The 26,298-nt window shown below is 75.9% G+C and carries 30 protein-coding genes; 12 read left to right on the top strand and 18 right to left on the bottom strand.

The genetic code is table 11. The annotated features are described in order from the left end of the window. Positions 1 to 49: 49 nt before the first annotated feature. Positions 50 to 1,498, top strand: a complete 1,449-nt coding sequence (locus ACR9E3_RS06360) for a LuxR C-terminal-related transcriptional regulator (RefSeq protein WP_460379243.1) — start codon at positions 50 to 52, stop codon at positions 1,496 to 1,498. Between the two features lie 92 nt (positions 1,499 to 1,590). On the opposite strand, the gene ACR9E3_RS06355 is transcribed toward ACR9E3_RS06360, so the two are convergent. Genes ACR9E3_RS06355 through ACR9E3_RS06340 form a run of 4 tightly spaced genes read right to left on the bottom strand, consistent with a single transcriptional unit; the run spans position 1,591 to position 5,599 of the window. Continuing rightward, positions 1,591 to 2,580, bottom strand: a complete 990-nt coding sequence (locus tag ACR9E3_RS06355) for an aldo/keto reductase (RefSeq protein WP_460379242.1) — start codon at positions 2,578 to 2,580, stop codon at positions 1,591 to 1,593. 10 nt (positions 2,581 to 2,590) lie between these two features. Continuing rightward, positions 2,591 to 3,568, bottom strand: a complete 978-nt coding sequence (locus tag ACR9E3_RS06350) for a glycosyltransferase family 9 protein (protein ID WP_460379240.1) — start codon at positions 3,566 to 3,568, stop codon at positions 2,591 to 2,593. Then, positions 3,553 to 4,704: a glycosyltransferase family 4 protein gene (locus ACR9E3_RS06345; protein ID WP_460379239.1), complete on the bottom strand. Its 1,152-nt coding sequence runs from the start codon at positions 4,702 to 4,704 to the stop codon at positions 3,553 to 3,555. Before ACR9E3_RS06345 ends, ACR9E3_RS06350 begins: the two co-directional genes overlap by 16 nt. A gap of 25 nt (positions 4,705 to 4,729) precedes the next feature. Then, a complete protein-coding gene (locus tag ACR9E3_RS06340; RefSeq protein ID WP_460379238.1) occupies positions 4,730 to 5,599 on the bottom strand; it encodes an MBL fold metallo-hydrolase in 870 nt (289 codons plus the stop codon). A gap of 39 nt (positions 5,600 to 5,638) precedes the next feature. Between ACR9E3_RS06340 and ACR9E3_RS06335 the strand changes: the two genes are divergently transcribed. The 3 genes from ACR9E3_RS06335 to ACR9E3_RS06325 are packed head-to-tail and all read left to right on the top strand — an operon-like array spanning position 5,639 to position 7,484. After that, complete coding sequence (locus ACR9E3_RS06335) at positions 5,639 to 6,709, top strand: glycosyltransferase family 9 protein (RefSeq protein ID WP_460379237.1); 1,071 nt, start codon at positions 5,639 to 5,641, stop codon at positions 6,707 to 6,709. Beyond that, entirely contained in the window at positions 6,709 to 7,020 is a 312-nt protein-coding gene (locus tag ACR9E3_RS06330; RefSeq protein WP_460379236.1) for a hypothetical protein, read from the top strand. The genes ACR9E3_RS06335 and ACR9E3_RS06330 overlap by 1 nt, the downstream gene beginning before the upstream one ends. 17 nt (positions 7,021 to 7,037) lie before the next feature. Further along, the gene (locus ACR9E3_RS06325; protein ID WP_460379235.1) at positions 7,038 to 7,484 is read left to right on the top strand and encodes a DUF2267 domain-containing protein; all 447 of its coding nucleotides are present in this window, start codon (positions 7,038 to 7,040) and stop codon (positions 7,482 to 7,484) included. A gap of 67 nt (positions 7,485 to 7,551) precedes the next feature. On the opposite strand, the gene ACR9E3_RS06320 is transcribed toward ACR9E3_RS06325, so the two are convergent. The 5 genes from ACR9E3_RS06320 to ACR9E3_RS06300 form a co-directional block, all read right to left on the bottom strand. Then, entirely contained in the window at positions 7,552 to 8,172 is a 621-nt protein-coding gene (locus ACR9E3_RS06320; protein ID WP_460379234.1) for a hypothetical protein, read from the bottom strand. A gap of 111 nt (positions 8,173 to 8,283) precedes the next feature. After that, positions 8,284 to 9,285 carry a substrate-binding domain-containing protein gene (locus tag ACR9E3_RS06315; RefSeq protein ID WP_460379233.1) on the bottom strand — a complete coding sequence of 334 codons (1,002 nt, stop codon included), beginning with the start codon at positions 9,283 to 9,285 and terminating at the stop codon, positions 8,284 to 8,286. After that, a complete protein-coding gene (locus tag ACR9E3_RS06310; RefSeq protein WP_460379232.1) occupies positions 9,282 to 10,649 on the bottom strand; it encodes an MFS transporter in 1,368 nt (455 codons plus the stop codon). Before ACR9E3_RS06310 ends, ACR9E3_RS06315 begins: the two co-directional genes overlap by 4 nt. An 87-nt stretch (positions 10,650 to 10,736) precedes the next feature. After that, positions 10,737 to 11,387, bottom strand: coding sequence for a PadR family transcriptional regulator (locus ACR9E3_RS06305; protein WP_460379231.1), 651 nt, complete (start codon positions 11,385 to 11,387; stop codon positions 10,737 to 10,739). A 58-nt stretch (positions 11,388 to 11,445) separates the two neighbouring features. Then, positions 11,446 to 12,888, bottom strand: a complete 1,443-nt coding sequence (locus ACR9E3_RS06300; protein WP_460379230.1) for an aldehyde dehydrogenase family protein — start codon at positions 12,886 to 12,888, stop codon at positions 11,446 to 11,448. Positions 12,889 to 12,902: 14 nt separating this feature from the next. Here ACR9E3_RS06300 and ACR9E3_RS06295 point away from each other — a divergent pair, with 14 nt between their 5' ends. Continuing rightward, positions 12,903 to 13,646: an SDR family oxidoreductase gene (locus tag ACR9E3_RS06295; protein ID WP_460379229.1), complete on the top strand. Its 744-nt coding sequence runs from the start codon at positions 12,903 to 12,905 to the stop codon at positions 13,644 to 13,646. Here ACR9E3_RS06295 and ACR9E3_RS06290 read toward each other — a convergent pair whose 3' ends face one another. The 4 genes from ACR9E3_RS06290 to ACR9E3_RS06275 are packed head-to-tail and all read right to left on the bottom strand — an operon-like array spanning position 13,647 to position 16,285. Then, positions 13,647 to 14,345 carry a lysostaphin resistance A-like protein gene (locus ACR9E3_RS06290; protein WP_460379228.1) on the bottom strand — a complete coding sequence of 233 codons (699 nt, stop codon included), beginning with the start codon at positions 14,343 to 14,345 and terminating at the stop codon, positions 13,647 to 13,649. It abuts the gene before it with no gap. After that, positions 14,338 to 14,736 (bottom strand): ChaB family protein, encoded by a 399-nt coding sequence (locus ACR9E3_RS06285; RefSeq protein ID WP_460379227.1) that lies wholly within the window; start codon positions 14,734 to 14,736, stop codon positions 14,338 to 14,340. The genes ACR9E3_RS06290 and ACR9E3_RS06285 overlap by 8 nt, the downstream gene beginning before the upstream one ends. A gap of 59 nt (positions 14,737 to 14,795) precedes the next feature. Beyond that, on the bottom strand, positions 14,796 to 15,542 hold the full coding sequence (locus ACR9E3_RS06280; protein ID WP_460379657.1) for an HAD-IIA family hydrolase: 747 nt from the start codon (positions 15,540 to 15,542) through the stop codon (positions 14,796 to 14,798). Positions 15,543 to 15,571: 29 nt separating this feature from the next. Beyond that, complete coding sequence (locus ACR9E3_RS06275; RefSeq protein ID WP_460379226.1) at positions 15,572 to 16,285, bottom strand: dienelactone hydrolase family protein; 714 nt, start codon at positions 16,283 to 16,285, stop codon at positions 15,572 to 15,574. A 64-nt stretch (positions 16,286 to 16,349) separates the two neighbouring features. On the opposite strand from ACR9E3_RS06275, the gene ACR9E3_RS06270 reads away from it, so the two are divergent. Genes ACR9E3_RS06270 through ACR9E3_RS06255 form a run of 4 tightly spaced genes read left to right on the top strand, consistent with a single transcriptional unit; the run spans position 16,350 to position 18,984 of the window. After that, positions 16,350 to 16,766, top strand: coding sequence for an organic hydroperoxide resistance protein (locus tag ACR9E3_RS06270; protein ID WP_460379225.1), 417 nt, complete (start codon positions 16,350 to 16,352; stop codon positions 16,764 to 16,766). A gap of 4 nt (positions 16,767 to 16,770) precedes the next feature. After that, a complete protein-coding gene (locus ACR9E3_RS06265; RefSeq protein ID WP_460379224.1) occupies positions 16,771 to 17,739 on the top strand; it encodes an alpha/beta hydrolase in 969 nt (322 codons plus the stop codon). Between the two features lie 43 nt (positions 17,740 to 17,782). Next, positions 17,783 to 18,442: a hypothetical protein gene (locus ACR9E3_RS06260; protein ID WP_460379223.1), complete on the top strand. Its 660-nt coding sequence runs from the start codon at positions 17,783 to 17,785 to the stop codon at positions 18,440 to 18,442. Next, positions 18,424 to 18,984, top strand: coding sequence for a copper resistance CopC family protein (locus ACR9E3_RS06255; protein ID WP_460379222.1), 561 nt, complete (start codon positions 18,424 to 18,426; stop codon positions 18,982 to 18,984). Before ACR9E3_RS06260 ends, ACR9E3_RS06255 begins: the two co-directional genes overlap by 19 nt. A gap of 107 nt (positions 18,985 to 19,091) precedes the next feature. Here the strand turns inward: ACR9E3_RS06255 and ACR9E3_RS06250 are convergent, their stop codons facing one another. Together ACR9E3_RS06250 and ACR9E3_RS06245 are read right to left on the bottom strand one after the other, a co-directional pair. Next, positions 19,092 to 19,556, bottom strand: a complete 465-nt coding sequence (locus ACR9E3_RS06250) for a L,D-transpeptidase (protein WP_460379221.1) — start codon at positions 19,554 to 19,556, stop codon at positions 19,092 to 19,094. Positions 19,557 to 19,804: 248 nt separating this feature from the next. Further along, the gene (locus ACR9E3_RS06245; protein WP_460379220.1) at positions 19,805 to 20,329 is read right to left on the bottom strand and encodes an O-acetyl-ADP-ribose deacetylase; all 525 of its coding nucleotides are present in this window, start codon (positions 20,327 to 20,329) and stop codon (positions 19,805 to 19,807) included. A gap of 57 nt (positions 20,330 to 20,386) precedes the next feature. On the opposite strand from ACR9E3_RS06245, the gene ACR9E3_RS06240 reads away from it, so the two are divergent. After that, positions 20,387 to 20,836 carry an SRPBCC family protein gene (locus tag ACR9E3_RS06240; protein ID WP_460379219.1) on the top strand — a complete coding sequence of 150 codons (450 nt, stop codon included), beginning with the start codon at positions 20,387 to 20,389 and terminating at the stop codon, positions 20,834 to 20,836. A gap of 222 nt (positions 20,837 to 21,058) precedes the next feature. Here the strand turns inward: ACR9E3_RS06240 and ACR9E3_RS06235 are convergent, their stop codons facing one another. Beyond that, entirely contained in the window at positions 21,059 to 21,775 is a 717-nt protein-coding gene (locus tag ACR9E3_RS06235) for an RluA family pseudouridine synthase (RefSeq protein WP_460379218.1), read from the bottom strand. After that, the gene (locus ACR9E3_RS06230) at positions 21,772 to 22,950 is read right to left on the bottom strand and encodes an isochorismate synthase (protein ID WP_460379217.1); all 1,179 of its coding nucleotides are present in this window, start codon (positions 22,948 to 22,950) and stop codon (positions 21,772 to 21,774) included. The genes ACR9E3_RS06235 and ACR9E3_RS06230 overlap by 4 nt, the downstream gene beginning before the upstream one ends. A 206-nt stretch (positions 22,951 to 23,156) precedes the next feature. On the opposite strand from ACR9E3_RS06230, the gene ACR9E3_RS06225 reads away from it, so the two are divergent. After that, positions 23,157 to 24,524, top strand: coding sequence for a cytochrome P450 (locus ACR9E3_RS06225; protein ID WP_460379215.1), 1,368 nt, complete (start codon positions 23,157 to 23,159; stop codon positions 24,522 to 24,524). A gap of 98 nt (positions 24,525 to 24,622) precedes the next feature. Continuing rightward, the gene (locus ACR9E3_RS06220) at positions 24,623 to 25,018 is read left to right on the top strand and encodes a VOC family protein (protein ID WP_460379214.1); all 396 of its coding nucleotides are present in this window, start codon (positions 24,623 to 24,625) and stop codon (positions 25,016 to 25,018) included. On the opposite strand, the gene ACR9E3_RS06215 is transcribed toward ACR9E3_RS06220, so the two are convergent. Beyond that, complete coding sequence (locus ACR9E3_RS06215; protein WP_460379212.1) at positions 24,949 to 26,280, bottom strand: FAD-dependent oxidoreductase; 1,332 nt, start codon at positions 26,278 to 26,280, stop codon at positions 24,949 to 24,951. The two genes, ACR9E3_RS06220 and ACR9E3_RS06215, sit on opposite strands and share 70 nt — an antisense overlap. Between the last annotated feature and the right edge of the window lie 18 nt (positions 26,281 to 26,298).

The raw sequence follows: 26,298 nt of genomic DNA, 5'->3' as shown, positions 1-26,298 counted from the left end.
TCGATGCATCTTGTATGCATCACGGACGGTTCGTCGAGGAGGACGCCTGGTGATCGCAGCAGCACCGTCTCGCGTCCTCCGCGCCGTCACCGACGCCGCGACGACCGTGGCGGTCGAGCCCGACCCGCTGCTGCGCCGCATCGCCGACCACCTCGGCACGCTCACCGGCGGCACCGCGTGGGTGGTGCGCGTCGACGAGGCCGGCGGCTCGTGGGCGGTGCTGGTCGGTGACGGCACGCTGCCCGGCGACGTCGTGGCGCGGCTGCTGGCGACGCGTGCCCCGGTGCTCGACGACGGACACGGCCGGTCGCCCGTGCTCGCCGTCCCGGTGCGGCGCGGTCCCCGGATCGTCGGCGCGTGCGTCGTCAGCGCCGACGGCTTCTCCGACGCGGACACCCACCTCGCGGAGCTCCTCGCCGGCTACGCCGCGCTGGCCCTCGCCGACAGCGGCGTCCTGGCCGGTCGGACCCTCGAGCAGGCCGTGCGCCAGGAGCTGTCCTGGGTGGAGGCGCGGGGCTCGGTCCGCGCGGACCTGGTGACGGTCGGCGCCGGCGCGGTGCCCGGCGACGTCGCCGACGAGGTCTTCCGCATGGCCCAGGAGGCGCTGCTCAACGTCGCGGTGCACGCCGGCGCGGCGACCGTGCGCGTCGGGGTCGTGCACGGGCCCGGCACGCTGACCGTGCTGGTGGAGGACGACGGGTGCGGCTTCGACGCCACGGGCGGCACCCGCCTGCACGTCGCCACGGCCGGTGCCCGCCTGGGCCTGCGGGCCATGGCGGCCCGCGCCCGGCGCCTCGACGGCGAGCTCGAGATCGACAGCACGCCCGGCGCCGGGACCCGCCTGCGCCTGACCATCCCGTGCTCGGCCGCCCCGCCGGCCGCCCCCGGTCGCGCGCGCACGGGCGTGCTCGTCGCGACCGCGCGGCCGGTGGTGCGGGCCGGTGTCGTCCGGCTGCTCCAGCTCGGGGAGCCGGGGCTGGGCATGGTCTCCGAGGTCGCGGACCTCGCCGACGACCTGCCCGGAGCGTGCCGCCTGCTCGGGCCCGACGTGCTCGTCGTCGAGCACGGCCTCCTCGGCGAGGACCTCGCCGTGCTCGACCGCCTCGCCGCCCTGCCGGCCCCGCCCGCCGTCGTCCTGCTCGCGCAGGACTGCCCCGACGAGCGCCTGCGCGCCGCCGTCGCCGCGGGCGTGAAGGGCTGCGTCGACCCGGACGACGAGCCCGCCCGCCTCGCCGCCGTCGTCGCCGCGGCGGGCCGCGGCGAGACCCTGCTCGCCGACGACCAGCTCGGCCGCCTCGCCGCCCCGCCGCGGAGCTCCGGTGGGCTGGCGATCACCCCGCGCGAGCACGAGGTCCGCGGTCTCGTCGCCCGCGGCCTCACCGACCGCCAGATCGCCCGCGCCCTGGCCATCTCGGCCAAGACCGTCGAGAAGCACGTCGGGTCGCTGCTGCGCAAGACCGGCACCCGCAACCGGACGATGCTGGCGCGCCTGGGCTGAGCGCGCCTGGTTGACGCAGCGAACGTGCTGTTCGCTGCTTCTACGCGCGCAAAGTCCCCGTTGATCAACGGCAAGGGCCCCGGGCGCGGGCCTCAGCCGACCCCGAGCTGCGCGCGGGCGACACCCGTCAGCGCGGCGAGACCCCCCACCGGCCGGAACGACGCCGCGGCGGCGGTGAGCGCGGTGTACTCGTCGTCGCCGAGCCGGATCTCGGCGGCGGCGCAGTTGCTCTCGAGCTGGGCCACGCTCGACGCGCCGGGGATCGCGACGACGACGGGGTGGTGGATCGTCCACGCGAGCGCGACCTGCGACGGCGTCGCGTCGTGGGCGTCCGCGACGGCCCGCAGCGTCTCGATCAGCGGCGTGACGCGACGCAGGCTCTCGGGCAGGAAGAGCGGGTTGAGCGAGCGGACGCGGTTGGCCGGGCGGTGCTCGGCGTCGAACTTCCCCGACAGCAGCCCCTGGGCCAGCGGGCTGTAGGCCAGGATCGCGCGGCCCGCCGTGCGGGCGTAGGGCACCAGGTCGTCGTCGGGCTCGCGGGCGACGAGGCTGTACTGCACCTGGTTGGCGAGCACCTGCGTGCCGAGCGCGGTCTCCGCGCCCTGCCAGCGGTCGAGGCCGTAGTTGCTGACGCCGACCTCGTCGACGACGCCCGCGGCCTGCAAGGTGCGCATCCCGGCCATGGTGGTGCGGTCGCCGATCACCGGGTTCGGCTGGTGCACCTGGTACAGGTCGATCTTGCGACGCAGGCGCGCGGCGCTGGACGTGCCGCGCTGCACCACGACCTGGTCGACCGGCAGCACCGGGAAGATCTTGGTGGCGACGACGGTGGTCGCGGGGTCGGCGTCGGCACGGTCGAGGGCCTCGCCGAGGATGCGCTCGCTGCGCCCGAAGCCGTAGGCCTCGGCGGTGTCGAACACGGTGACCCCGAGCTCGACGGCGCGCTTCACGATCTTCGCGGCCTCGCTGTCGGGACCCTGCGCGTAGTCCTGGCCGTAGCCCCACTCGCGCGAGCCGAACTGCCAGGTGCCCAGGCCGATGGCCGACCACTGCTTCGCCGTCGGGAGGTCGAGGTAGCGCATGCCCCCCGTTCTACCCGCCGGCGACGACCCGCTCCCGCACCCCGTCGACGGAGAGATCGAGCAGACAGGCGGGCTCGGTCGCCAGCGGGCAGCGCGCCTCCCACCAGCACACCTGCTCGGTGATCGCGGTCGGCATCCGGTGCGGGCAGTCGGGCAGGCCCTGCAGGTTCGTGCCCTCCTCGAGGCCGTACCGCGACGCCGCCGTGGGGCCGAAGAGCGCGACGGTGCGCGCACCCACCGCGGCGGCCAGACGCACCGGGCCGGTGTCGGGGCCGACGACGACGCCGGCCGCCTCGCCGACGGCGGCGAAGAGCGCGGCCAGTCCCCGCAGATCGGTCGGCGGGAGCGTCGCAGCGCCGTCGACCGGACCGACCGAGAGCACCGGGCCCGGCAGGGTCCCCGCGAGCGCCGCCCACCGGTGCGCGGGCCAGCGCTTCACGGCCATGCCGGCGTCGGGGACGAGGACGGTCGGTCGAGCTGGTGGATTTCCTGTCGTTGAACGCCAGCGTGGACGCCAGGCTGACAACCACGCCGACCGACCCCACGCGCGCTCGTCGTCGCCGAGGACGAGGCGCGGGGGTCGGACGCGGTCGGCGATGACGCCCTCGGCGGCCAGGATGCGCTGGTAGCGCTCGCCCACCTTCTCGTCGGCCGGGGGGCGGCGCCACAGGTTCGCGACGGCCCGGGTCCCGCGGGCCGAGGCGTCGGCGTCGACGAGGTCCCCGATGCCGTCGAAGCGGGTGGTGGTCACCACCAGGTCCGGCGCGAGGTCGGCGAGAGCCTGCTCGACCGCCGCGCGCTCGTCGTGCTTCTCGGCCGTGCGGACCGCGGCGACGGCCGGGTCGCGGGCGAGCAGCGGGGCGCCCGCGGCGTGGGTGAGGACGGTCAGCTCGGCGCCGGGGTGGGCCTCGGCGAGGGCGTGGACGCTCGGCAGCACCATGATCAGGTCGCCGAGCCCGCCGAGCAGGTCGATCACGAGGATGCGCATCGCACGACCTCCTCGTAGGTGGCGACGTGGTCGGCGGCGAGCCCGTCCCAGTCGCGGCCGCGCACGAGGGCGTGGCCGCCGGCCGCGACGCGGGTGCGCAGGTCGTCGTCGCCGAGCAGTCGGCGCAGGCCGTCGACGAGCACGTCGGCGTCACGCACCTGCCGCGCGACGACCACGGTCTCGCCGTCGACGAGCTCCGGGTCGTCCGGGGCGTCGGGTCGCCGGGTGATCAGCGTCGGCAGCCCGTGGTCGAGCGCCGCGAGCAGCGCCCCGCTCTTGAGCGTCGCGCCCGCGGTGAACGGGAACGCCGCGACGTCGGCCGCCTGCAGCGCCGCCGACACCTCGCCCGCCGGACGGTGCCCGGTCACCGTGACGCGGTCCTCGGCGCCCGCGGCGGCGATGTGCCCGGACAGCTCGTCGCGGAACGCCGCGGCCTCGTCGGCGGGCAGGGCGAGCGAGGTGAACCCGCCGAGCACGAGCAGGTGCAGCGCCGGGCGCTCGGCAGCCAGGCGCGCCACGGCGTCGACGAGGTGGCGCAGGCCCTTCACCGGGTGCACGAAGCCGAAGAACACGACCAGCTCGGCGTCGGACGGCACCCCGAGGGCACGGCGCGTCACGCCGCGGGACGGGGCGTCGCGGTCGACCGCGACGTTCGGCAGCAGCGGCGCGCGGCCCGCGTCGACACCGGTGCGGGCCCGCAGGGCCGCGGCGTGCTCGCCGTTGGTGGTGAGCACGGCGGCGCTGCGCGGGACCAGCCGCCCGGTCTCGCGGTCGGCGAGGCGCCGGCGCTCCAGGTAGGACCACACGCCGTCGGGCACGCGCGGCGCACAGCTCCACCAGCCGTACTCGTGCAGCGTCGTCACCAGCGGCATGTCGACGAGGTCCCCGAGCAGCCCCGGCGCCCCGGAGAACCCGAACGCCGACGGCGCGAACTGCACGTGCGCGACGTCGGCGCGGCTCGACCGCAGGTACCGGGCGGCCCGCAGCAGGCCGCGCAGCCCCGGGTCGACGGGGACGTCGACGACGTCCACACCGTGGCGGTCGAGGGCGTCGGCGAGGTGGCACGTGTAGTCGGCGACGCCGTCGTGCGCGGGGTCGGCCCGCCCGTGCACCAGGGCGACGCGGAGGTGGGTCACCCGGCGCCGTTACCCGGTCGCGCGGTCAGGAGAACCCCGCGGGCACGTAGATCGAGCAGGCGTCGAACACCGCCTCGCGCACCGGGTCGTCGTCGCAGTCCCGCGCCGGACGCAGCACCGCGTCACCGGCGAGCAGGCGCGCGAAGGCGTCCGCCACGGCGCGCAGGTAGTAGCCCTCGGCCACGCCGCGGCCGAAGTGGCCCATCAGCACGAGGTGCACGTCGTCGGCCAGCGCCGCGAGCCGCGCGGTCGAGGCCGCGAACGCCGCGAGGTCCGACTCGGGCGCCTGCGCGTAGATCGGTCCGGTGTTGACCGTGTCGCCCGCGACCAGCAGCCCGACGTCCTCGTCGAGGAAGCACACCGAGTCCGGCGAGTGGCCCGGCGTGTGCAGCACGCGCAGGGACCGCCCGCCGAGGTCGACGACGTCGCCCTCGACGAGCGGGTCGGGCTCCGGGGCCGACCCCGGCGACCAGGTCGTGTCGACGTCGTCCGGCAGCGGGCGCGGGTCGGCGTCGGCGCAGAGCAGGTGGAAGAACTCCCCGTCGAGCGCCCGGTACGCCGGCGCCGCGGCGAGCAGGCGCCGCGCGTACGCGAGGTAGCGGCGACGCTCGGCGGGGTCGGCCCCGGCCCGCAGCTCGGCGGCACCGTCGGGGTGGATCGCGACGCGGTCGAACTCGGCGTCGCCGCCGACGTGGTCGACGTGCGCGTGGGTGTGGACGACGTCGACGGGACGGTCGGTCAGCGCCGCCACGACCGGGCGGATCGGGGCGATGCCGAGCCCGGAGTCGACGAGCACGGCACGGTCCCGCCCCGCGACGAGCCAGGAGTTGACGTGGCCCGGTTCGGCGACGAGCCAGACGCCGCGGGCCACCGGTCGCGTGAAGAACCAGCTCACGTCGGGTGAGCCTGCCAGCGCGGTCGGGTACACGCCGCCGTGCCCGATCTGCCGCACCCCGCCGCCCACCGCCCCGGGCACGGCGACCCCGACTGGACCGCGATGCGCCGCGTGCTCGTCGTGCGCCCGGACAACGTCGGCGACGTCCTCATGACCGGACCGGTCCTGCGCGCGCTGCGCGCCGCCGCGCCGCGCGCTCTGCTCGACCTGCTCGCCTCTCCCGCCGGTGCCGCCGCGGCGGCCCTGCTGCCCGACGTCGACGGCGTCGTCACGGCGTCGGTGTCGTGGCAGCAGCTCGACCTCGTGCCGGGCGCCGACCCCGACGCTGCGCTGGTCGCCGAGCTGGCCGGCCGGGACTACGACGCCGCGGTCGTGCTGACCTCGTTCTCACAGTCGCCGTGGCCCGCCGCCGAGGTGGCGCGGCGCGCGGGGATCCCGACGCGGATCGGCATGTCGAAGGAGTTCGGCGGCGGGCTGCTCACGCACTGGGTGCCGGCGCCGCCGGACGGGGAGCACCAGGTCGACCGGATGCTCGGGCTCCTCGCCGCGGTCGGGGTGCCCGCACGGGGACACACGCTGTCCGCGCGGATCCCCGACGACGCCGCCACCCCGCTCGCCGTGGTCGGCGCCCGCTACGCCGTCGTCGCCCCCGGCGCGAGCTGCCCGTCGCGGCGCTGGCCGGCCGAGCGGTTCGCCGCGGTGGTGCGCCAGCTCGCCGACGACGGGCTGACGGTCGCGGTCACCGGCACCGACCGCGAGGCCGACCTGGTCGCGACGGTCGCGGGCGACGTCGGCGTCCCCCTGGCCGGGGGGCTCGGGCTCGGCGACCTCGCCGCGCTGCTCGCCCGCGCCGAGGTCGTCGTCGCCAACAACTCCGGCGGCGTGCACCTCGCCGACGCCGTGGGCGCGCCCGTCGTCGAGCTGTTCGCGGGCACCGAGACCGTCGACCAGTACCGGCCCCGCTCCACGTCCGCCGAGGTCCTCACGCGCCCGGTGTCCTGCGCGCCGTGCCGCCAGCTCGTGTGCCCGTTCGGCCAGGAGTGCCTCGCGATCTCCCCCGACGAGGTCGTGGCCGCGGCCCGGCGCCTGCGCGCGGTGGCGGTGCGCTGATGGTCGAGCACACCGACGACGGGCGCTACATCGTCGTGGACGGGCGGCGCTGGCGGGCCACGGACCCGCTGATCCCGGAGGACGACGCGGCGGTGCTGCGACGCTGGCTCATGGCCGCGCGTCGGGACGTGGGCAGGGCGAAGAAGACCGGCGAAGGGGAACGGGCGGCGCGCTCGCGGGTGCACGCCGCCAAGACCGCGCTCGGCGAGCGGGGACCGGCCTGGTGGGAGCAGAGCGAGGACGAGCGCCGCGCCCGCTGGCGCGAGGGTCTCCGGCGCGCCGAGCAGGAGGGGTTTGACACCTCCCCGTGAGTGGGTGCCCGTCACTCATGACCACTCCGCCCGTCCAGGACGACGAGAACCCCAACGACCCGAACCCCGCGCGTTCCAGCCCGACGCTCGCCGCGTTCAGCGGCCAGGTGCAGCGTCGCCTCGGGCTGGAGACGCCGTCCGAGGCGGAGATCCTCACGCGCTCCACCCTCAACGAGCTGGGCAAGGCGATCAGCGCCGGGCTGGCGCAGGACCTCACGGTCAGCCTGCCCCCGGAGCTCTCCGCCGAGCTGCGCGCCCAGCGCCCCAAGGACGACCAGGCCCGCCCGGTCAGCAAGGACGCCTTCGTCGACGCCGTGAGCGGGGCGGTCACCTCGGTCGACGCCGAGAAGGTCGAGCACCAGGTCGAGCAGGTCCTGCGTCAGCTGCGCGAGTGGCTGCCCGAGGACCAGGTGGACCGCACCCTCGAGCAGCTCCCCGGCGACCTCGTGGCCCTGATGCGCTGACCCGTATGTGAGCGAACTTCCGGGCTATAGCCCGGAAGTTCGCTCACATGAACCCTCGCGGGCCGCCTCAGCCGGCGGTGTTGAGCTGCGGCTGCGTCGTCCCGCCGCCCTGACCTCCACCGGCGCCACCGCCGCCCTGCCCGCCGCCACCGGCACCGCCACCGCCCTGGCCACCACCGCCATCGCCTTGGCCGCCGCCACCTTGACCACCGCCGTTGCCGCCACCACCGGCCCCGCCGCCACCGCCGCCGTTGCCCCCGCCGCCCGGCGGGTCGGCAGGCGGCGGCTGGGGCTGCGGCTGCGGCTCGGGCTGCGGCAGCACCGGCGGCGGGGTGACGACGCGGGTCGGGCGCCGGGCGGTCGTCGTGTCGTCGGCCGTCCGCCGGGTCGAGCGGGCGGTGCTGCGGGTCGTCGACTCCGACGTGTCGGTCGTCGAGCTCACGGTCGGCGGCGGACCCACCACGGGCTCGGCGACCGGCGGGGGCGGCACCGCGAGCGTGGCGGGCGGCGCCGCCATCATCGACAGCACCGGCGCCGCGCCGGTCGCGACGCCGACCCCGAGGACACCCGCGACGGCCGTCGACACGCCCAGGGTCGAGCGCAGGAGGACGCCGGGCCACGCGAGACGCCGGGACGGCGCCGACGGCTGCGGAGGTCGCAGTGCCGTGGTCGGGCCGGCAACCGTCATGGCCTCGTCCTCGTTGGTCACGTCGGGGTAACGAGACCACCCGTCCGGGGGTCACGCCCCGATGATCGCCACGCACCGTCAGAGATCTGAAGACCCGTTCGGGTGGCGCCGTCAGATCACCACACCCTCCCGGGTCGACGGGACGAAGAGGTCGTCGGCGACGAGGCGCGCGGACGTCAGCCCTTGCTCGTGGGCGTAGCGCAGGAAGACGTCGAGCACGGCACGGTTGGGCTCGAGCCCGTAGGACCAGTGGTCCGGGCCGAGCAGGCGGCGGACGCGGGCGAGGTCGTCCTGGGCCCACGGCAGCAGTGTCGGGTTGGCCGCGGTCTCCTCGAGGCGCGCCTCGACGACCGCCTTGGCACGGGCGAAGGCGTCGTACAGCGAGCGGGCAAGCCAGGGCCACCGGGCGTGGACGTCGGGCCGCAGGACGACGACGTGCATGATCGGGAAGAGGCCCGTGTCGGCGGCGTAGCGCTCCTCGGCCGCCCGGGGGTCGCGGAACAGCCGGCGCACCTCGGGCCGCCCCTCGAGCAGCGGCCGCGGGGTGCGCGGCGCGTACAGCGCGTCGATCTCGCCGGTGACGAGCATGTCGGCGAGGGTCCGGTCGGCGGCGATCGCCTGGACGTCGATCTCGGGCGGCAGGTCGAGCGCCTGCTTCTCGGTCCGGCCCGGCGCGTGCATGCCGCCCGTGCGGTAGTGCACCGAGGACACCGGCACGCCGTGGTGGTCGGCGAGGATCCCGCGGATCCACACGCAGGCGGTGAGCTGGTACTCGGGGACGCCGACGACGCGGCCGGCGAGGTCGCCGGTTTCGGTGATCCCGCTGTCGGCGTTGACGTAGATCCCGGAGTGGCGGAAGGCCCGCGACGGGAAGACGGGGATCGCGACGAACGGCGGGTCGTCCGGCGACGCCGCGAGCGCGGTGACGTACGACGACAGCGACATCTCGGCCGCGTCGAACTCCCGGTACCGCAGCATCCGGAAGAAGGTCTCCTCGACCGGCAGGCGCAGGTACGTCAGGTCGACGCCCGCCACGGGCACCGAGCCGTCCTCGAGCGCGCGGGTCCGGTCGTAGTCCCAGCAGGCCAGCGTGATCGGCACGTCGCGGCTCATGCGACACCGCCCGCGACCGGGGCGCCCGCGGCGGACGCCGACGCCTCGTCGTCCCGCCGGGCGCGCAGCGCGAGGGCGGTGAGGCCGCCGACGAGACAGATGGCCGCCAGCACGCCGAACACCCCGGGCACCGCCCACGACGCGGCCACCAGCGCCGCCACGATCAGCGGACCGACGAAGGAGCCGACGCGGCCGACCCCCATCGCCCACCCCACGCCGGTCGAGCGGAACGCCGTCGGGTACGCGACGGCCGCCAGGGCGACGACGCCCGAGCTCGCGGCGCCGAGGCCGAGCCCGACGAGGACCTCCATGGCGGCCACCCCGGCGAGGGACGGCGCGAGCAGCCCGACGCCGAGGACGCCGACGGCGGCGAGGACGAAGGCCGGCGGGATGACCGCACGGGCCCCGTAGCGCTGGATCAACCACCCGCCGGCGGCCGTCGCGACGACGCTGCCGGCGTTGAACAGGGCCAGCGCGACCGCCGTGCGCGGGACGGGCAGCCCCAGGGGAGCGAGCAGGGTCGGGGTCCACGACGAGTTCACGACCAGCACGAGGAACACCGCGAAGGACGACGCCCAGAGCAGGACGGTCGGGGTCCGCCGGCCTCGCTCGACGAGGCGTCCGACCGGCACGCCGCGGGCCCCGGCCTCGACACCGACGAACCGGGTCCCGGGGGCCGCGGCCTCGCCGGGCGCGACGCGCGCGACCACCCGGGCGATGCGGGCCGCGGGCGCACCGCGGGCCACGAGGGAGGTCAGCGACTCCGGCAGCCACACCGCCATGACCACGACGACGACCACCGGGACGATGCCCCCGATGACGAAGAGCCCCTGCCACCCCGTGGCGGGCAGCACCAGGCTGCCCAGCGCGCCGGCGAGCACCCCGCCGACCGGGAGCCCGGCGAACAGGAGGCCGGCGGTGGCGGCGCGGCGCCGGGCGGGGACGTACTCGGAGGCGAGGCTCACCGCGCACGGCAGCGCCGCGCCGAGCCCGAGGCCGGTGAGGAACCGGTAGGTCAGCAACGACGGCAGGCCGGTCGCGACCGCGGTCGCCAGCGTGAACACCGCGAAGCAGAGCACCGCGGCGAGGAGCACCGTCCGGCGCCCGACCCGGTCGGCGAGCGGGGCGACCGCCAGCCCGCCGACGGCGAGGCCCAGGAGCGCCGCGGAGAAGACCGTGCCGAGACTCGCCGTGGGGATCGCCAGCGCCTTCGCCAGCGAGGGCGCCGCCAGCCCGATGATCTGCAGGTCGAACCCGTCGAGGAGGGCCACCAGGGCGCACACGGCCACCACACCGATCCGGAGCGGTCCGACCCGCGTGCGCTCGAGCACCTCCCCGACGTCCACCGTCGCGCCCGTGGTCATCGTCGACCTCCCTGTCGTCGTCCGTCGCGTGATGGTGTGTCACGTTATACGTACGGACGTACATAAATGAAGGCCTGGAACACCGGGTCAGGACGCGGGCGAGCGCCGCTCCGGCGGCGTCGGCGGGTTCACCGGCGCGTCGCCGACCGGGCCGGCGTCCGCCTCGAGACGGTCGACCAGCTCGAGCCCCTGCTCGGCCCACCGCACCTCGCCGCGCGAGCGCTCCGAGAGACCCCGGTAGACGTGGACCTTGTAGGCGACGATCGCCTCGTGGGCGTGGCGGGGCGAGTGGGCCAGCCGGCGGCGCAGCAGCGCCGTGTCGCGCCGTTCGAGGTCGTCGGCGTGGGCCTCCCAGCCCGCCGCTATCCGCCGGTGGTGGTCCCGGTGCCGGCGCAGGTGCCCCCGGGCGACGTCGAACGAGCCGTACTCGAGGTAGGTCGCCTTGAGTAGGACCGGGTCGCGCTCGCGGGCGGGCTCGTCGGACTCGGCGACCCAGGCGAGCAGGGCGTCGCAGCCCGCGTCGGTGACGACGTAGAGCCGCTTGGTCGCCGCCGCGCCGCGCGGCGCCTCCTCGGCCTCCACGAGGCCCTCGGCCTCCAGCCGCCGCAGCTCCGTGTAGATCTGCGGGTGGTGGGCGTGCCACACGTACCCCGCGGAGGCGTCGAACTGCTTGGCCAGCTCGTAGCCCGTCATCGGGCCCGCCTCGAGCAGCGCGAGCAGGGCGTGTCGCAGGGACACCGGCGTGACCTCCCGGTCGGGACGAGGAGCGCCCATCGTCCCACCGGGAGGCGCGACGTCACGGCAGCGGCGACCAGTGCACGACCTTGGTGGTCGTCATCTCGTCGAGCAGCTCCGGGCCGTAGCCGAAGCCGGACCCGGACGTGCCCCGGGGCTCCGCGGCGCCGCCCGGAGCGCCCCCGAACACCGCGTTGATCTTCACGGTGCCGACCGGCAGCTCCCGCCACGCCCGCTGGGCGTTCGCCATGCTCCCGGTGAGGACCGAGGCGGCGAGGCCGTGCGGGTCGTCGACCGCCTCGGCGAGGCCCTGCGCGAAGTCCTCGACGACACGCACCGGGGCGACCGGCCCGAAGGTCTCCTCGCGCAGGATCGTCATGGCCGGCGTCAGCCCGGACAGCACGGTCGCCGGGTAGAAGGCCCCGTCCCCGTCGGGCACGAACCCGCCCGCGTGCACCGTCGCCCCGTCGTCGACCGCCGCCGCGACGTGGCTGTGCACGTGCTCGCGGTGCCGGCGGTCGACCAGCGGCCCGAGCGCCTTCTCGCCGGCCGCGGACGGGCGGTACACCCAGCGCGCGGCCTCCGCGGCGAGCGCGTCGAGGAACGGCTCGGCCACGCCGGCGGCGCAGTAGATGCGCTCGACCGACACGCAGACCTGCCCGCCGTTCGCGTACGACCCGAGCGCCGCCTGCTCCGCGGCCCAGCGGGGGTCGACGTCGTCGTCTATCACCAGCGCGTCGTTGCCGCCGTTCTCGAGCAGGACGGGCGCCCCGGTGCCCGCCGCCGCCTGGCGGATCGCCCGGCCGGCGGCGACGGAACCGACGTGCGCGACGAGGTCGATCCCGGCGTGCCCCGACAGCGCGGCGCCGGTCGGGCCCGCCCCGTCGACGATCTCCAGGACGCCCCCGGGCAGGAACGACGCCACGAGCTCGGCGAAGCGCCGACCGAGGTGCGGGCACCGCTCGCTGGGCTTGTGGACGACGGTGTTCCCCGTGACGAGCGCGGCGCCGATCAGCCCGCCCGCCACGGCGACCGGGTCGTTCCACGGCGTGATGACGGCGGCGACCCCGCGCGGGCCGGGGACCATGAGGTCGGTCGCCGACCAGGAGCCCTGCAGGGAACGTCCGCGGTGGAGCGGGCCGAGCTCGGCGTACTGCTCGAGCGTCCCGGCCGCGGCGAGCACCCCGCCCAGCCCGTCGTCGTAGGGCCGGCCGGTCTCGGTCTCGTTGAGACGGGCGAGCTCCTCGGCGACCGCGCGCAGCGCGCCGGCGGCGTCGCGGACCAGGCCCGCGCGGTCGGCGGCCGGGGTGCGCGCCCACCCCTCGCGGGCGGTCCGCGCCCGGGCGACCGCGGCGTCGACCTCGTCGGGGCCCGCGGGCCGGACCCGGCCCACGAGCTCGCCGGTCGCGGGGTCGTGGACCTCGATGTCGGTGTCGGTCGCAGTAGTCACGGGGCCGGGTTCCACCTCGGCGTCCCGGGTACGCCTGCCGTGATCGACGTCCATCCCGGGAGGACCACGTGAGCACGCTCGAAGGCACCACCGCCGTCGTCACCGGCGCGTCCAGCGGGATCGGCGAGGCCACCGCGCGGGCCCTCGCCGGCCAGGGCGCCCGGGTGGCGCTGCTGGCCCGGCGCCGCGACCGGCTCGAGGCCCTCGTCGGCGAGCTCGGCGACCGGGCGGCGGTCTACGAGGTCGACGTCACCGACGACGACGCCGTCGCGACCGTGATCGCCGACGTCGCCCGCGACCTCGGCGGCATCGACGTCCTGGTCAACAACGCCGGCTACGGCTCCATGAACCCCGCCGCCGAGTCCGACCTCGCCGAGTGGCGGCGCATGGTCGAGGTCAACGTCAACGGCGTGCTCGGCACGACCCACGCGGCGCTCGAGCACCTGGCCGCGGCCGCGAAGGGCCCGCGCGGCGTCGCCGACGTGGTGACGATCTCGTCGGTGGCCGGGCGCAAGGTCGCCTTCCCGGGCGCGAACGTCTACGCCGCCACCAAGCACGCCGTCGGCGCCTTCTCCGAGGCCCTGCGCCAGGAGCTCGGGGCGCGCCACGTGCGCGTCGGGCTGGTCGAGCCGGGCCTGGTGCGCAGCGAGCTGACCGAGGGCAACGGGGCCGCGCAGGACGCCGAACGGTCTCAGGAACTGGGCCTCATGGAGCCCGAGGACATCGCCGACGCGGTCGTGCACATGGTCACCAGGCCCCGGCGCGCGGCGGTCAACGAGATGCTCGTGCGGCCCACCGAGCAGGCACGCTGATCACGGCTGGCTGCCCACCACCAGCACCAGCACGAACGAGATGAGGTTGAACGTCGCGTGCGCCGCGGCCGACGGCCAGATCGACCGCGTGCGCTCGTAGAGCACGGCGTTGACGACGCCGAGCACGAACGCGGCGGCGAACACGACGTTGAGGCCGTGGGCGAGCGCGAAGATCGCCGCGGTGAGCAGCGTCGCGACGACGCGCCCCACGCGGCGCAGCACCCCGTAGCCCAGGCCGCGGAAGAGCAGCTCCTCGCCGAGCGGGACGACCAGGCCGCCGATGAGGATCACCAGCGTCGCGGCCACCGGGCCGCTGAACAGCGTCAGCGCCTCCTGCGGGTCGGACGTGTCCCCCGTGATCGCGACGTAGACGACGATGAGGACACGGGAGAGCAGCCACACGGCGGCGCCGAGCCCGACACCGAGCGCCACGGTCCGCCACGGTGTCCGGACCACGCCGACCGCGGACAGCCGCCGCACGCGCAGCAGCAGGGCGAGCCCCACCGCCCCGAACGCCGACGCCCCCGAGACGGCGACGAGCACCGGCGCCGGGGGTGTGCCCTCGGCGACCACGCCGACCGCGACGAACAGGGCCACCTGCAGGACGACGTACGAGACCGCGCCGGTCGCGAGCTCGAGCCATCCGAGCTCGCGCTGCGGCGCAGGGGTCGGGGCGGGGTCGATCGTCGACTCACTCACCCCGGGCCTTGCGGGTCTCCCGCTCGCTGGCCTTCTGCAGGGCGTCGACGAGCTCGTCCTTGTCCATCTGCGAGCGCCCCTCGATGCCGAGCTGCTGGGCGCGTGCGTAGAGGTGCTCCTTGCTGGCGTTCGCGTCGACGCCGCCCGCCGACTCCCCGCCCGGGTTCGGCCCGCCGCTGCGCGCCTGCGAGTCCGACGGGCCCTTCTCCTCCTTGGGCTCCCAGTGGTCGCCGACCTTCTCGTGGGTGTGCTTGAGCGCCGCGTACGCCGTCCGGTTGGCCCGCTCGCCGGAGCCGTAGGTCTCCTCGGCGGACTCCTTCGCGTCGGCAAAGGTCTTCCGCGCGCTCTGCGGCGAGCGCTGCAGCGTGGACGGCAGGTCCTCGTAGTCCATGGTCGAGCTCCGCTGCGCTTCGTCTCCTGCGTCGTCGGGCATACCGGCGAGATACCCGGTCAGCCGCGGACCCCTACCTCGAGGTGCGCCACGCTCTGCACCACCTGCTGCGGGCGGTAGGGGTAGCGGTCCATCTCCCCCGGGTCGGTGACGCCCGAGAGCACGAGGATCGTGTGCAGCCCGGCCTCCATGCCCGCGACCATGTCGGTGTCCATCCGGTCGCCGATCATCGCGGTCGTCTCGGAGTGCGCGCCGATGGTGTTGAGACCCGCCCGGATCATCAGCGGGTTGGGCTTGCCGACGAAGTACGGGTCGCGCCGCGTCGCGTGCGTGATCAGCGCGGCGACGGACCCGGCCGCGGGCAGCGTGCCCTCCGGCGACGGCCCGGTGGCGTCGGGGTTGGTGACGATGTAGCGCGCCCCGGCCTCGATGAGACGGATCGCGCGGGTGATCGCCTCGAACGAGTAGGTGCGGGTCTCGCCGATGACGACGTAGTCGGGGTCGCGGTCGGTGAGGATGTAGCCGACGTCGTGCAGGGCGGTGGTCAGACCGGCCTCGCCGACGACGAACGCGCTGCCGCCCGGCCGCTGGCCGTCGAGGAACTGCGCCGTGGCCAGCGCCGAGGTCCAGAGGTTCCCGGCCGGGATGTCGATGCCGCTGGCGTGCAGGCGGGCCTGCAGGTCGCGCGGGGTGTAGATCGAGTTGTTGGTCAGCACGAGGAAGTGCTTGCCGGCCTGGTCGAGCCGGCGGATGAACTCGTCGGCCCCGGGCAGCGCGTTCTCCTCGTGGACGAGCACCCCGTCCATGTCGATGAGATAGCTCTCGAGCGGTTCGGTCACGCGGCGTCCTTCAGGTGCGTCGCGAAGAACCGCAGGATGCGGGCCCAGGCGTCGTCGGCGCTGGGGCGGTGGAACCCGGTGCCCGTGAAGCGCACCAGCAGGCCGTTGGCCGGGAGGTGCTCGAAGAAGCTGTGGCCCGCCTCGGGGTAGGTCCGCACGTCGTGGTCGACCCCGAAGGAGGTCAGCGCCGCCTCCAGGCGCTCCGGGTGCCCGCGCAGCATCGCGTCGCGCCCGCCGAAGCTGGCGACGACCGGGCAGATGCCCGCGAGGTCGGCCTCGGCGTCCTCGGGGACCATCCCGTAGTTCGGGGCCGCAGCGGCGAAGTCGTGCCGGGCCGCCGAGAGCAGCGCGAACGTGCCGCCCTGACAGAAGCCGATGACGCCGACCCGTCCGGTGCAGTCGCCGCGCTCCGCGAGCCAGCCGCGGGCGGCCTCGATGTCGTCGAACACCGGGCCCTCGCCGGAGTTCATCGACTTCAGCGTCGCCGCGACGCAGCGCGGGCCGCCGCCGCGGGCGGTGTAGATCGCCGGCGCGACGGCGAGGTAGCCGGCCGCGGCGAGCCGGTCGGTGTGGTCCTTGATGTTCTCGCCGACGCCGAACGCGTCCTGCAGGACGACCACACCGGGGAACGGGCCCTCACCGACGGGCGGGACGGCCAGGTACGCGGACTGGTGGCTGCCCGCGGACGCGGGGATGTGCAGGTCGGGCATGCGGAGAACCCTGGCATGTCACACGTCATGGGGCAGCGGGCAGGCGGACGGGTACGCCCGGGCCATGGACATCAAGTACACCGCGGAGGCCGTGTCGTCCGGTGACGCGCGCAACGGTCACGTCCGCAGCTCGGACGGCGTCATCGACCAGGACATGACGATGCCGACGGAGCTCGGCGGTCCCGGTGGCGGCACCAACCCCGAGCAGCTCTTCGCGGCCGGCTACGCGGCCTGCTTCCACCAGGCGCTCAAGCTCGCCGGCGGGCAGTCGGACGTCGACATGGACTCGACGAGCGTCGAGGCGAAGGTCGGCATCGGCCCGGACGCCGGGAGCTTCGGGCTCCGGGTCTGGCTCACCGCGACCGTGCCCGGCACCGACCAGGACACCGCCGACCGGCTCGTCGCCCGCGCCCACGAGCTCTGCCCGTACTCCAAGGCGACCCGGGGCAACATCGAGGTGGACGTGACCGCCAAGGTGTGACCCCGTGCGTCTCCCCCTCGGTCTGCGTGTCGTGGGCACCGCCCGCCGGTGGCTCGGCGGCTCGGTGGCCCACCTCGACCCCGCCGACGTGCCCGCCGCGCGTGCGGCCGTGCTGCGCCTGCAGCACGGCGCGCTCGGCCGGGCGGTGCTCGGCACGCCGCCGCGCGACGTCGTCGTCGAGGACGCCCGGCTGGCGACGGCGGCGGTGCCCGAGGGGCTGCCGGTGCGGATCTACCGCCCGCCGTCGACGGACGCGCCCGCTCCCGCAGTGGTCAATTTCCACGGCGGCGGGTTCGTCCAGGGCGACCTCGACCAGTCGGAGTGGTTCTGCGCGCACGTCGCGCGGGAGGGCTCGCTGGTCGTCGTGTCGGTCGACTACCGGCTCGCCCCCGAGCACACCTTCCCGGTGCCCGCACAGGACTGCTACGACGCCGTCGCGGCGCTCGCCGCCGACCCGGGGCGCTGGGGCATCGACCCCGCCCGCCTCGCCGTCATGGGCGACAGCGCCGGCGGCAACCTCGCCACGGTCGTCTGCCTGATGGCGCGCGACCGGCGGCTCGACGGCCTCGAGGCTCCGGAGATCGCCGGGCAGGCGCTCGTCTACCCCGGCGTCGAGATGGTCGACGTGCTGCCCTCGGAGCGCGAGATCCCGGTCGCGCCGATCCTGTCCGCGGCCGACATCCGCGGGTTCCACGCGCTCTACCTCGGCGGCGCGGACGGCACCCACCCCTACGCCTCGCCGCTGCGCGCCGAGCTCACCGGGCTCCCACCGGCGCTGGTGCAGACCGCCGACCACGACCCGCTGCGCGACCACGGCGAGCGCTACGCGGCCGCCCTCGACGCCGCGGGCGTGTCGGTGCGCTTCACCCGCTACCTCGGCGCCGCGCACGGCTACGTCGCCACCGGCGGCCTGACCCCGCGCACCTCGCGGCAGGCCGTCGCCGAGATCGCGGGGTTCCTCCGCGCCATGTGAGAACACCCTGAGGACCGACGGCGCGCGGCTACCGTGGGGCGCCGTGACCCCCGACCGAGCCTCGCCGGCGCGCGCCGTGCTGCTCGGGGGCGTCGCCGCCGTCTTCGGGGCGGCGGCGCACGGGGAGGCCGGCGGCGTCGTGGCGCTCTCGCCGGCGACCGCGGCGGTGGCGCTCGCCGTCGCCGTCACCACGGCCCTCGTCGGGGCCCGCCCGCGGTCCGCGCCGGTGCTCGCCGCGGTGCTCGCCGGCGGGCAGCTCGCCCTGCACCTCGCGATGCCGGCCGCGCCGGCGATGCACGACCACCACGGGCACGCCTCCGGTCCCGGTCCGGGGATGCTCGCCGCGCACCTCGGGGTGGCGGTCGTCGTCGCCGTCGGGCTCGCGCAGGCCGACCGGGCGCTCCTGCGGACCGCCCGCCGCCACGCCGTCGCCTGGACCCGACAGCTGACCGGCCCGCCGCCCGCTCCCGCACCGGGGCGCCGGGTCCCGCGGCACCGGACCACCCTCGGCCGGCCCCGCCGGGCCGCCGTCGGCCACCACCCGCGCCGGGGTCCCCCGTCGCCGCGCCGGACCGGGCCGCACCCGGTCCCCGCCGCGACCACACCCCGACCCGGAAGGACCCCCCTGTGCCCGACCCCGCGCCCGATCCGCGGACCCCGTCCGCCCGCTCACGCCCGAGGAGCGTGCTCACCGTCCTGCTGACCGGCCTGCTCGCCGTCGGCGCCCTGCTCCTGTCCGCCGGACCCGCCAGCGCGCACGACGTGCTCACCGGCAGCGACCCCGCCGACGGCGCCACCGTCGCGTCGGCCCCGACCCAGGTCTCGCTGACCTTCGACGAGGCCCCGAAGCCCGAGGGGGCGGCGGTCACGATCGTCGGCCCGGACGGCGCCCACCACGAGCAGGGCACGCCGACCTTGCAGGGCAACGTCCTCACGGCCCCGGTCGGCGCGCTGCCGCAGGCCGGCCGCTACGAGATCGGCTACCGCGTCGTGTCCGACGACGGCCACCCCGTCAGCGGCGCGGTCGCGTTCTCGCTGACGACGCCGTCGCCCGCAGGCGGGACGGCCAGCGGGACCGCCGGCCCGCAGGCCCAGCCCGCCCAGCCCAGCGCCGCCACCCCGTCCCCGGCCGCCGCGGCCGACCAGGACACCTCGGGCGGCGGCGTGCCGGCCTGGGTGTTCGTCGTCGTCGCGATCGTCGTGGTCGGCGGCGCGATCGCGCTGGTGCTGCGCCGCCGCGCCTGACCGGCGGCACCACCCGGCGGTATCGGGGCGAGGGGCATCCCCCTCGGCTGCCCCTCGCCCCGACACGCCGCAGCGGACCCCGACGGGTCTGGTCCGGAGGAGACGACCTACGAGACGATCTGCGCCCGGTCGTTCGGGTTCAGGTAGTTGAAGAACGTCTTCGCGTCCTCGGTGGACAGGCGCACGCAGCCCGCCGACTCGCGGTCGGTGCCGCCGCCGTGGAAGGCGCGGCCCTCGCCGTCGAAGAACACGGAGTACGGCATCGAGGCGCCGTTGTACTCCTTGCTCTTGTGGTACTGGTCCTTCCACTGGATCACGAAGTCACCGGTGGGCGTCTCGTGGCCCTCGGCGCCGTGGCTGACCTGGTAGGGGTCGCCCACGACGTTGCCGTTGCCGTCGAGCAGCCAGGCCCGGTTCTCGGAGAGGTCGACGCACACCTTGATCCGCGCGTCGGTGCAGGACGTCCCGCCGACTCCCGCGTCGCCGGCCGGCGCCGCGTTCGCGACCCCGCCCAGCTGGAGCGCCCCCAGACCGAGCGCGGCCACCGAGACCGCGAGTCGTCCGCTCGGCACACCGCGCGGCGTCCCCCTGCGATGCCTGCCCGCCATCGGCGTCCTGCCCCTCGTTCGCATCGGCCGTCCCCCCGACGAGACGGAGACCGGCGGTTCCCACACCGCGATCCGTCGACGTCAACGACCCAGTGACGAGCAGGTCACGGACCGCAAACGTGGCCACCCACACGTGACCGGGACCGGTTCGGAGCACAACCGGTGTGGGTTTCGGACATCGGACGCAGAACGTGCTGGACGAGCCGGACGTTTCACCCAGTCGATTCGGCCGCTCGGGCGAATGCCTCGTACACCTCGTCGCTGAAGAGGATGAACCTGGCCTCGGTCACCGCACTGGTCGTGGTCTGCACCGTCGTGACCGCGACCCGGGCCGCGTCGTCGAGCGGCCACCCGTACACGCCGGCCGACACCGCCGGGAACGCCACCGTCCGGGCGCCCACCTCGTCGGCGACCCGCAACGACTCGCGGTAGGCCGAGGCGAGGAGATCGGAGCGGTCCTCGGACTTCGCGTAGACCGGTCCGACGGTGTGGATCACCCACTGCGCCGGCAGGTTCCCGGCCGTGGTCGCGACGGCCTGCCCGGTCGGCAGACCGTCCGGCAACGTCGTGCGCCGCAGCTCCCGGCAGGCCTCGAGGATCGCCGGCCCGCCCGCGCGGTGGATCGCCCCGTCGACGCCGCCGCCCCCGAGCAGCCCGGAGTTCGCGGCGTTGACGACCGCGTCGACCTCGGCCCGCGTGATGTCGCCCCGGTGCAGCGTGATCTCCGGCGTCCCCATGGGCTGCCGAGTACCCGCCGCACGACCCGGTCACCGGGGCCCTGGGACGATCGCCGCGTGAGCGACACGCGCATCTCGGTCAGCGACACCCTCGACGCCCCCGTCGAGCGGGTCTTCGCCCTGCTCGCCGACCCGGACCGCCACCCCGACCTCGACGGCAGCGGCACGGTCCGCGCGTCGCACACCCACCTCGCGATCACGGAGGTCGGCGACGTCTTCGTCATGGAGATGGAGCACCCGGCCCGCGGGCACTACCGCGTCGAGAACCACGTCGTGCGCTACGAGCCCGACCGCGCCCTCGCCTGGGCGCCCGCGAAGCCCGGCGCCGCACCCTCGGGCCATGTCTGGGGCTGGGAGCTCGAGGCCACCGACGACGACCAGACCCTCGTGACGCACTACCACGACTGGGCCGACCTCACCGATCCCGAGATCCTCGGCCGCGTCCAGGAGGTCACCCCCGACGCGATGCGCGAGACGATCGCGAACCTCGGGGCGGCGCTGGCCTGACCTCAGGACGAGGCCGCCCGGCGGCAGCTCTCCATGTCGATCTCCCGAGAGTGTCACGAGCGTGACCACGATCCTGACACCGTCGAGAGATCGACATGGTGAGGTGCTGCGGTGTTCAGCGCGTGGGAGGTGGCGCCTGCCTCGTCGTGACGAACGACGTCGGGATGGCGAGGGCGAGGTCAGGGAGCGGGAACCGCGGAGGACGCTTCGAAAATCGACGCGTCACGACGGCACGTCGCCCCCCGGCGCCAGCGCCAGGAAGTCGTCCCCCGGCGGGGCCTCGAGGTCGTGGCGGGCGCCGTCGGGACCGGTGAAGCCGAGGCGCCAGGCGTGCAGCCCCGTGCGCGTCGGGGGGTTCTTCGCGAAGAGCGGGTCGCCGACGAGCGCGTGGCCGATCCACGCGAGGTGCACGCGGATCTGGTGGCGCCGCCCGGTGGTGGGCGTGACCGCGAGCAGCGTGCGGTCCTCGCCGACGCCGAGCCGCTCGAACGTCGTCGTCGACGGGTAGGTGTCGCCGGCCAGGACGGCGTCGTCGGGGACGGTCCAGACGCCGTCGGCGCACGTGATCGCCTCGCGCGGTGCGGCGATCCGCACGCGGTTCTTGCGCCCCACCGACAGCGGCAGCTCGATCGTGCCCCGCTCGGGGAGCCCGGTCCCGGTCGCGACGGCGAGGTAGGTCTTGACGACGCTGCGGTCGGCGAACTGGCGGGTCAGGTCGCCGTGGACCTCGAGGCGCCGGGCGAAGAGCACGATCCCCGAGGTGACCTTGTCGATGCGGTGCGCGGGCCACAGCTCCTCGCCGGCGTCCGCGGCGATCCGGACGATGTCGGTGTCGTGGCGCTCGCCCATCACCGACCAGCCCGCCGGCTTGTCGAGCACGAGGAGGTCGTCGTCGCGCAGCAGCTCGCGGCCCGCGCGCACCTCGTCCCAGCGGCTCACGCCTCGTCGAGACCGAGCGCGTCGAGCAGCGTGCGCAGCTTCACCGCGGTCTCGGCGAGCTCGTCGGCCGGGCGCGACGCGGGGACGATCCCGGCGCCGGCCCACAGTCGCACACGCTCACCCTGCACCTCGCCGCAGCGCAGCGCCATGACCCACTCGCCGTCGCCGCGGGCGTCGGTCCAGCCCACGGCGCCGGTGTAGAAGCCGCGGTCGAACGGCTCGATCTCGCGGATCGCCGTGTGCGCGGCCGCGCGCGGGACGCCGCAGACCGCCGGCGTCGGGTGCAGCGCCTGCGCCAGGTGCAGCGCCGAGGCGCCGGCGTCGCCCACCCGCCCGCGCAGGGTCGTCGACAGGTGCCACAGCGTCGGCGTCGCGACCAGCGACGGGGCCTCGGGCACCTCGAGGTCGTCGACGAGCGGGCCCAGTCGGGCCGCGACGTCGGCGACGACGAGCGCGTGCTCGTGGTGGTCCTTCGCCGAGGCGAGCAGGGCCTCCCCCCGGCGCCGGTCCTCGGCGGCGTCGGCGGACCGCGCCGCCGACCCGGCCAGCGGGTTGGCGACGACGTCGGCGCCGTGGCGCGCGAGCAGCAGCTCGGGGCTCGCGCCGAGCAGCGTGCGCGGCGCGCCGGGCCGCTCGGCGGGCAGGTCGACGGCGAACAGGTAGCTGCGGGGGTCGCGGCGGGCCAGCTCGCGCAGCATCGGCACGGGGTCGACCGGGCCGTCGGCGACGACGTCGAGCGCCCGCGACAGCACGACCTTGTCGAGCCCGCCGGCCGCCATGCGCGCGAGAGCCTCGGCCACCATCGCCTCGTACGCCGCCGGCGCCGGGTCCGGGCGGGCCTCCCCGGTCACCGGGGCACCGGCGGGGTCGGCCACCAGCACGGCACCGAGGGGACCGGCGCGCTCGACGTGCTCGGGGACGACGAGGTGGGCCGGCGCGGCGGTGTCGAACGGCAGCGCCCCGACCGCGACCGCGTCCCCGCCGATCCCGCGCAGGCAACGCAGCACGGCGTCGGCGTCTCCCGAGGCCGGGCGGGCGCGGACGCCGCGCGTGAGCAGTGAGCCCCGGGGACCGGAGAACCACGACCCGCGGCCCGGGCTCCACGCGCGGAGCAGCCGCACCGGGTCGGCGGCGTGCCCGGGCGGGACGCGCGGAGCCGGGCTGGTGCTCGTCACATCCCGCTCCTCAGCGCCTGTCTCGTCCGGCGGACGCGTGCCGTCCGCGATGGCATCGTGGTCCGGGCGACCGGATCGTGCCCGCCGGGAACGACCCGGACGGGCAGTTTCCACCCTCCGCGCCGGGTGCCGTGCGGTCCAGCCGAGCGGACGTGACACAGCGCACCGGGGTCCACCGACACCAGGACGAGGCAGGAGCCGACGACGTGACAGCGAGCCGGACGGACCAGGCGGACTCCCGGGCCGCGCCGCGCCGGATGCCCCGCTGGCGCGCCGACCTGCGCCTGGGGACGCGGATCGCCGTGATGCGCGCCGGCGGCCTCGCGCTGGCGCTGCGCGGCGACCCCGTCGCCCGGCTCATGCACAAGCCCTGGCGCCTCGACCCGTACCCGACCTACGCGCGGCTGCGGGACGAGGCCGCCGCGGCCGGCGGGGTGACGCGCAGCCGGACGGGGATCCGCGCCGTCGCGACGCACGAGGCGTGCACCGCGGTGCTGCGCGACCGGCGCTTCGGGGTGCGGCTCGCGGACGGGCGGATGCCGTTCGACCCCACGGACGATGCCGCCACCGCCTCGGGGCACGACCCCACGGACCCGGGCACCGCCCTGATCGAGCCCATCGACCTCTCCCTGCTCGCCCTCGACCCGCCCGACCACGCGCGCCTGCGCCGCCTCGCCCAGCCGACGTTCGCGCCCAGGCGCCTCGCGCAGTACCGGGAGACCGCGCGCACCGTCACCGCCCGCCTGCTCGACGACGCCGCCACGCGCGGCACGTTCGACCTCACCGCCGACCTCGCCGCCCCGCTGCCGATCAGCGTGATCGCCGAGCTGCTCGCGATCCCCGACGTCGACACCCCGCGCTTCGCCCGCTGGGGCCGCGCGCTCGGCGCCGCCCTCGACGGCGTCCGCTCGGTGCGCCACGCCCACGCGCTCGCCCGGGCCACGGCCGACCTGAGGGCGCTGTTCGCCGACCTCGTCGAGCGCCGCCGCGCCGACCCGGGCGAGGACGTCATCTCCCAGCTCGTGCACGCGCTGGACGCGGGCACGCTGACGCTCGACGAGCTCGTGTCGCTCGCCCAGCTGCTGCTGGTCGCGGGGTTCGAGACCACGACGAACCTCGTCGGCAACGCCGTGCGTGCGCTGCACGCGACCGGGACCTGGGACGACCTCGTCGCCGACCCCGGCCTCGCCGCGGGCACGGTCGAGGAGACGTTGCGCTTCGACCCGCCGGTGCAGCTCACCGCCCGGTTCGCCCACGACGACGTCGAGATCGGCGGGCAGCGCCTGCGCAAGGACTCGGGCGTGCTCGTGCTGCTCGCCTCTGCGGGTCGCGACCCGGCCGCGCACCCCGACCCCGACCGCTTCGACCCGCGCCGCGAGCAGGCCACCGCCCACCTCGCGTTCTCGGGCGGCGCGCACTACTGCCTCGGCGCCGCCCTCGCGCGCCTCGAGGGCGAGGTGGCGCTGGAGATGCTCGCGGAACGGATGCCGCGGCTGCGTCCCGCCGGGCGCATCGAGCCCCGCGTCGCCACCGTCCTGCGCGGTCCCACGCGCTTCCCGGTCCGCGCGGACTGAACCGAGCTCCCCGCATGCAGCGAACGTGGCGTTCGCTGCGATAGAAGCAACGACCGCCACGTTCGTCCCGAACTCCGGACCGCCCCAGGAGGACCCCCGTGCCCGAGCTCCCCTCGATCTCCCACGTCGCGCTGTCGGTGACCGACCTCGCCGCGAGCGAACCCTGGTACCGGCAGCTCTTCGGCGTCGAACCGGCGATGACGCTGACCGACGGCCCGTTCGAGCGGAAGGTCTTCGCCCTGGCCGGCGGCCAGCTCTTCGGGCTCACCGCGCACGACGCCGCGCGCTCCGGCGACCGCTTCGACGTCGTCGCGCCCGGGCTCGACCACATCGGGTTCGCCTGCGCCGACCGCGCCGCGGTCGCCGCCTGGCAGACCCACCTCGACCAGATCGGCGTCCCGCACAGCGGCGTCGTCGAGGCCGACTACGGCTGGGCGCTGTCGTTCACCGACCCGGACGGGAACGCGCTGGAGTTCTTCGCACTCGCCTCCTGAGCGGGCCGGGCCCACGTCGGGGCGTGCTCCGGCAGCACCCCGACGCCGACCAGCCGGGCGGGCACGACCTGGAGCGCCGGCACCCGCTGCAGCACCCGCAGGGGCAGCGGCAGCCGGTCGCGGCCGGGGGCGTCCTCGGACAGCGCGGCGCGGATGACCGCCCGGTGGGCCAGGCGCTGCCCGGTCTGCGTCACCCAGGTCGGCAGCCACCGGCGCCGTTGCACCCCCGCCGCCGCGCGGTCGACGGCGGCGGGATCGGGCGGCGCGGCCGCGAGCACCGGCCCGAGGTCGCGGGCGGTGGCGACGGCGTCCTGCACCGCGAGGTTGATCCCCACGCCGCCGACGGGGCTCATCGCGTGCGCGGCGTCGCCGATGCACAGGACGCCGGGCGCCGACCACCGCCCGAGACGGTCGAGGGTCACCTGCAGCAGCTTGACGTCGTCCCACGACGCGAGTCCGTCGACCCGGTCGCCGAGCCACGGCAGCAGCCGCAGCAGGTCGTCGCGCAGCACCTGGATCGGGCCGCGGCGGAACTCGGCGTCCGTCCCGCGACGGATCATGTAGGCGACCTGGTAGTGGTCGCCGCGGTCGAGCATGACCACGAAGCGGCCGGCGGTGACGCGGCCGAGACCGCCCGCCGGGTCGTCGGCATCGCCGCGCGGGAGGCGGAACCACCACACGTCCATCGGCACCGAGTAGTCGCGCAGCGGCAGCCCGGTCAGCGCGCGGACCCGCGAGTCGCGCCCGTCGCACGCGACGACGAGGTCGGCGGCCAGGTCGTGCTCGGCGCCGCCCTCGGCCCCACCCTCGGCCCCCGTCTCCCGCCAGCGCAGGCCCGTCACGCGCCCGGCGCGGCGCTGCAGGTCGATCACCTCGGCGTTCCGCAGCAGCGTGAAGGTCGGCTCCTCGGCCGCCGCGGCGGCGAGCATGTCCAGCAGGTGCCACTGCGGCACCATCGCGACGAACGGGTGCGGCGCCCGCAGCCGCGTCATGTCGGCGACCGGCGCCGGCCCGGCGTCCATGACGACCTGCGCCTTCTCGATCGCCTTCCAGGGCAGCCGCGCGAAGCAGTCCCACAGCCCGAGCTCGTCGATCAGGGTCATCGTCGAGACGTGGACGGTGTCACCGCGGAAGTCGCGCAGGAAGTCGGCGTGCTTCTCCAGCACCGTGACCTCGACCCCGGCCCGCGCCAGGAGCAGCCCCAGGACGATCCCCGCCGGCCCGCCTCCGGCGATCGCGCACGTCGTCCGGTCCTGTGCCATCTCGACCTCCCCGTCCCG

The sequence above is a fragment of the Actinomycetospora sp. C-140 genome (assembly GCF_054796175.1).
Note: the sequence above shows the minus strand (reverse complement) of the source record. Positions and strands in the feature narration are given on the sequence as shown.